3 protein-coding genes are annotated in these 3,588 nt (G+C 46.2%); all 3 read left to right on the top strand.

From position 1 onward, the window contains the following. Window positions 1-1,870: catalase/peroxidase HPI (gene katG / locus T260_RS121410; protein ID WP_023634696.1), on the top strand; the 1,870-nt coding region annotated here is incomplete at its 5' end. Next, window positions 1,867-2,112 carry an NUDIX hydrolase gene (locus tag T260_RS0121350; RefSeq protein ID WP_023634695.1) on the top strand — a complete coding sequence of 82 codons (246 nt, stop codon included), beginning with the start codon at window positions 1,867-1,869 and terminating at the stop codon, window positions 2,110-2,112. The genes katG and T260_RS0121350, both read left to right, overlap by 4 nt. Before the next feature lie 950 nt (window positions 2,113-3,062). Continuing rightward, window positions 3,063-3,446 carry a hypothetical protein gene (locus tag T260_RS1000000140440; RefSeq protein ID WP_023634693.1) on the top strand — a complete coding sequence of 128 codons (384 nt, stop codon included), beginning with the start codon at window positions 3,063-3,065 and terminating at the stop codon, window positions 3,444-3,446. Window positions 3,447-3,588: the final 142 nt, after the last annotated feature.

The raw sequence follows: 3,588 nt of genomic DNA, 5'->3' as shown, positions 1-3,588 counted from the left end.
CGCTTCGACCGGCACGCAGCGCTTTGCCCCGTTAAACAGCTGGCCGGACAACGCCAACTTGGATAAAGCGCGGCGGTTGTTATGGCCGATCAAAAAGAAATACGGGAACAAAATCTCTTGGGCCGATTTGTTCATTTTGGCGGGCAATGTCGCTATTGAATCGATGGGTGGAAAAACGATTGGATTCGGCGGCGGCCGCGTTGACGTCTGGCATCCGGAAGAAGACGTTTATTGGGGATCGGAAAAAGAGTGGCTCGCCTCTGAACGCTATTCCGGTGATCGCGAGCTCGAAAACCCGCTCGCCGCGGTGCAAATGGGGTTAATCTACGTCAACCCAGAAGGGCCGGACGGCAAGCCGGATCCAAAAGCAGCGGCGCGCGATATTCGCGAGACGTTCCGCCGCATGGGGATGAACGATGAAGAAACGGTCGCCTTGATCGCCGGCGGTCATACGTTCGGAAAAGCGCACGGCGCCGGCCCTGCCACGCACGTCGGTCCTGAGCCGGAAGCCGCCCCGATTGAAGCGCAAGGGCTGGGCTGGATCAGCTCGTATGGAAAAGGGAAAGGGAGCGATACGATCACAAGCGGCATTGAAGGCGCTTGGACGCCGACGCCAACCCAGTGGGATACGTCGTACTTTGACATGCTGTTTGGCTATGACTGGTGGCTGACGAAGAGCCCAGCCGGGGCATGGCAATGGATGGCGGTCGACCCGGATGAAAAAGACTTGGCTCCGGATGCCGAGGATCCGTCGAAAAAAGTTCCGACGATGATGATGACGACCGATTTGGCGCTTCGGTTTGACCCGGAATACGAAAAAATCGCCCGCCGATTCCATCAAAATCCAGAAGAATTTGCAGAGGCGTTTGCCCGGGCATGGTTCAAGCTTACCCATAGGGATATGGGACCGAAAACGAGATATCTCGGCCCGGAAGTTCCGAAAGAAGATTTCATCTGGCAAGATCCGATTCCAGAAGTCGATTACGAATTGACAGAAGCGGAAATTGAAGAAATCAAAGCCAAAATTTTGAACTCGGGCCTGACCGTCAGTGAACTTGTGAAAACAGCTTGGGCCTCGGCCAGCACGTTCCGCAACTCGGATAAGCGCGGCGGAGCCAACGGCGCCCGCATTCGTCTCGCGCCGCAAAAAGACTGGGAAGTGAACGAACCGGAGCGGCTCGCCAAAGTGCTGTCCGTCTACGAGGACATCCAGCGCGAACTGCCGAAAAAAGTAAGCATCGCCGACTTGATCGTCCTTGGCGGCAGCGCTGCGGTGGAAAAGGCAGCCCGCGACGCCGGCTTTGATGTCAAAGTGCCATTTTTCCCTGGCCGCGGCGATGCGACACAAGAGCAAACCGATGTCGAAAGCTTTGCCGTGTTGGAACCGTTCGCAGATGGCTTCCGCAACTATCAAAAGCAAGAGTACAGCGTTCCGCCGGAAGAGCTGCTCGTCGACAAAGCCCAGCTCCTCGGGCTGACCGCCCCAGAAATGACGGTCTTAGTTGGCGGTTTGCGCGTGTTGGGCGCGAACTATCGCGATCTGCCTCATGGCGTCTTCACTGACCGCATCGGGGTGCTGACCAACGACTTCTTTGTCAACTTGTTGGATATGAACTATGAATGGGTGCCGACAGACAGCGGCATTTATGAAATCCGCGACCGGAAAACGGGCGAAGTGCGGTGGACGGCGACCCGGGTGGATCTCATTTTCGGATCCAACTCCATTCTTCGTTCCTACGCGGAATTTTACGCCCAAGACGACAACCGAGAAAAATTCGTCCGCGATTTCATCAACGCTTGGGTGAAAATCATGAACGCCGACCGCTTTGATATTCATTTGAAACAAGCCAAAGAGTCGGTCACGGTTTGATCAGTGAGGCAAAAAGAAGCAGCTTGCCGCTGAATTGGCAAGCTGCTTTTGTATGTCTAGAAATCTCTTTCATTAGCCGGGAAATTTATTATCAAATCATGATCCAATCCGATACCGCATTGTCTACCGAACAAATGACAAAGAACGAAAAAGACACACTGAAAGGACTCAAATGGTGGAGCAAAGACGAATTGCAAAAAATCAACGACTTTGCGCCGCGTGAAATATTGAATTACATATAATTCTATCTGTCGCGGCGAGTCGTAGGGGGAGTAGAGGGAATCGTGACGTTCCTTTCTCTCTTTTTTCCATCTTAAGTTAACATAATATAAATTCAGTTTTTCGATTTGAGGACTTATGGGGAGGTTGACATAATTATCAGTACGTCCTTGGAGATTATGGGATGCGTCCATATATATTATGTTCAGCAAGTGGATGAATAATAAGTAAGTTTCGTTTACATAATAGCAAATGATTTTCTAATCAACAAGTGTGATATATTTACCAAATTAAAGTACATATATGAAGGTTGGGCTTCATTTCGCAAATGAGCTTAAACATGTAAATGAGAAATCACTTGTATATGAAAGTGGTTTTTTATTTGTTTGATGTTGAAATTTTTAATTATTGCTCACTTGACCGAGAAGTCCAACGATTTTTAAGATGTTTATGTTAATCGGACTTAGTGAACGGGCTTCGGGGATCGAGAACATTCATCAAAAATCTGTAGGGAACTCCAGATATAATCGTATAAGCTCCGGACCAAATGTTAATAACTCCGGACCTAACACTGCTAGCTCCGGACTTAACGGAAACGAACAAACAAAAGTTCGGGAAAAAATGCTATTGGATATTTCTGATTGGCAAGGAAGAAAAAGAGATTAAATCCTTCCGAATAGATGAGATCATTTTAAATCTTTGTGCAATTAAGCCGTTAACGCTCGAAGAATTAAGTGAATTACTGAATAGTCAGATGGATCCTCTTCTCAAAAAGTACATTTCACGATTGCTTAAGGAAAGAAAATTAGAACTGCTATATCTAGAGCAAGTAAACCATCCGAAACAAGCATATATGATACGATCCCTTTTTACAAACCATCATTAGGAATCCAGTATCCTAATGCTGGTTTATTGTTATTAGACAAATTTTCCTTCTCATATAGTTTTACAAAAATTATGGGGAGGGGTACGAATGAAGCTTGATGGGATTTGGATGGAATCCATTGAATTAGACAAAATTGTCCCCATATACGTTGAAAATGTCTCAAAAAGAGCAGTGGAGAAAATAGTCAAAATATTAGAGGGAGGATATCAGTTAAGCAGCCATGTTATTGTTGAAAAGGATAGAATAGAAGATAAATATTGGTTAGTCGCTGGGTTCCCAGAATACTTAGCATATAAAAAAGTGAATAAAAAGCATAAAAGGTGCACAAAAATATTTTGCGTTATTCAGCGATATTCGAATGAAACGGAACAACGAATTAAGTTGTTGAGGAGGATGTTCCATCATCAAACAACAAAGTGGTTAGACAAACATATGTTGATTGATCAAATGGTTAATAGCGGAGTAATGTAAATTATCACTTTATTTCCGCACAAAAAAGACTCTTTTTTGCACATTCCTTCGGAATATCCCTCTCCCCCTTTCCGAAAGAATGTGCTAAATTTTTTGTGAATTATTTCGGAATGGGACATGGGTGATTTCCAGAGGGGGGACG

The organism is Geobacillus thermopakistaniensis, from assembly GCF_000498995.1.
Lineage (GTDB): Bacteria > Bacillota > Bacilli > Bacillales > Anoxybacillaceae > Geobacillus > Geobacillus thermoleovorans.
This window is presented reverse-complemented; position numbering and strand designations above follow the sequence as displayed.

What these genes read in the sequence shown, in the direction of transcription:
- T260_RS1000000140440 (WP_023634693.1), top strand. Translation starts at nt 3,063, where the DNA reads ATGAAGCTTGATGGGATTTGGATGGAATCCATTGAATTAGACAAAATT.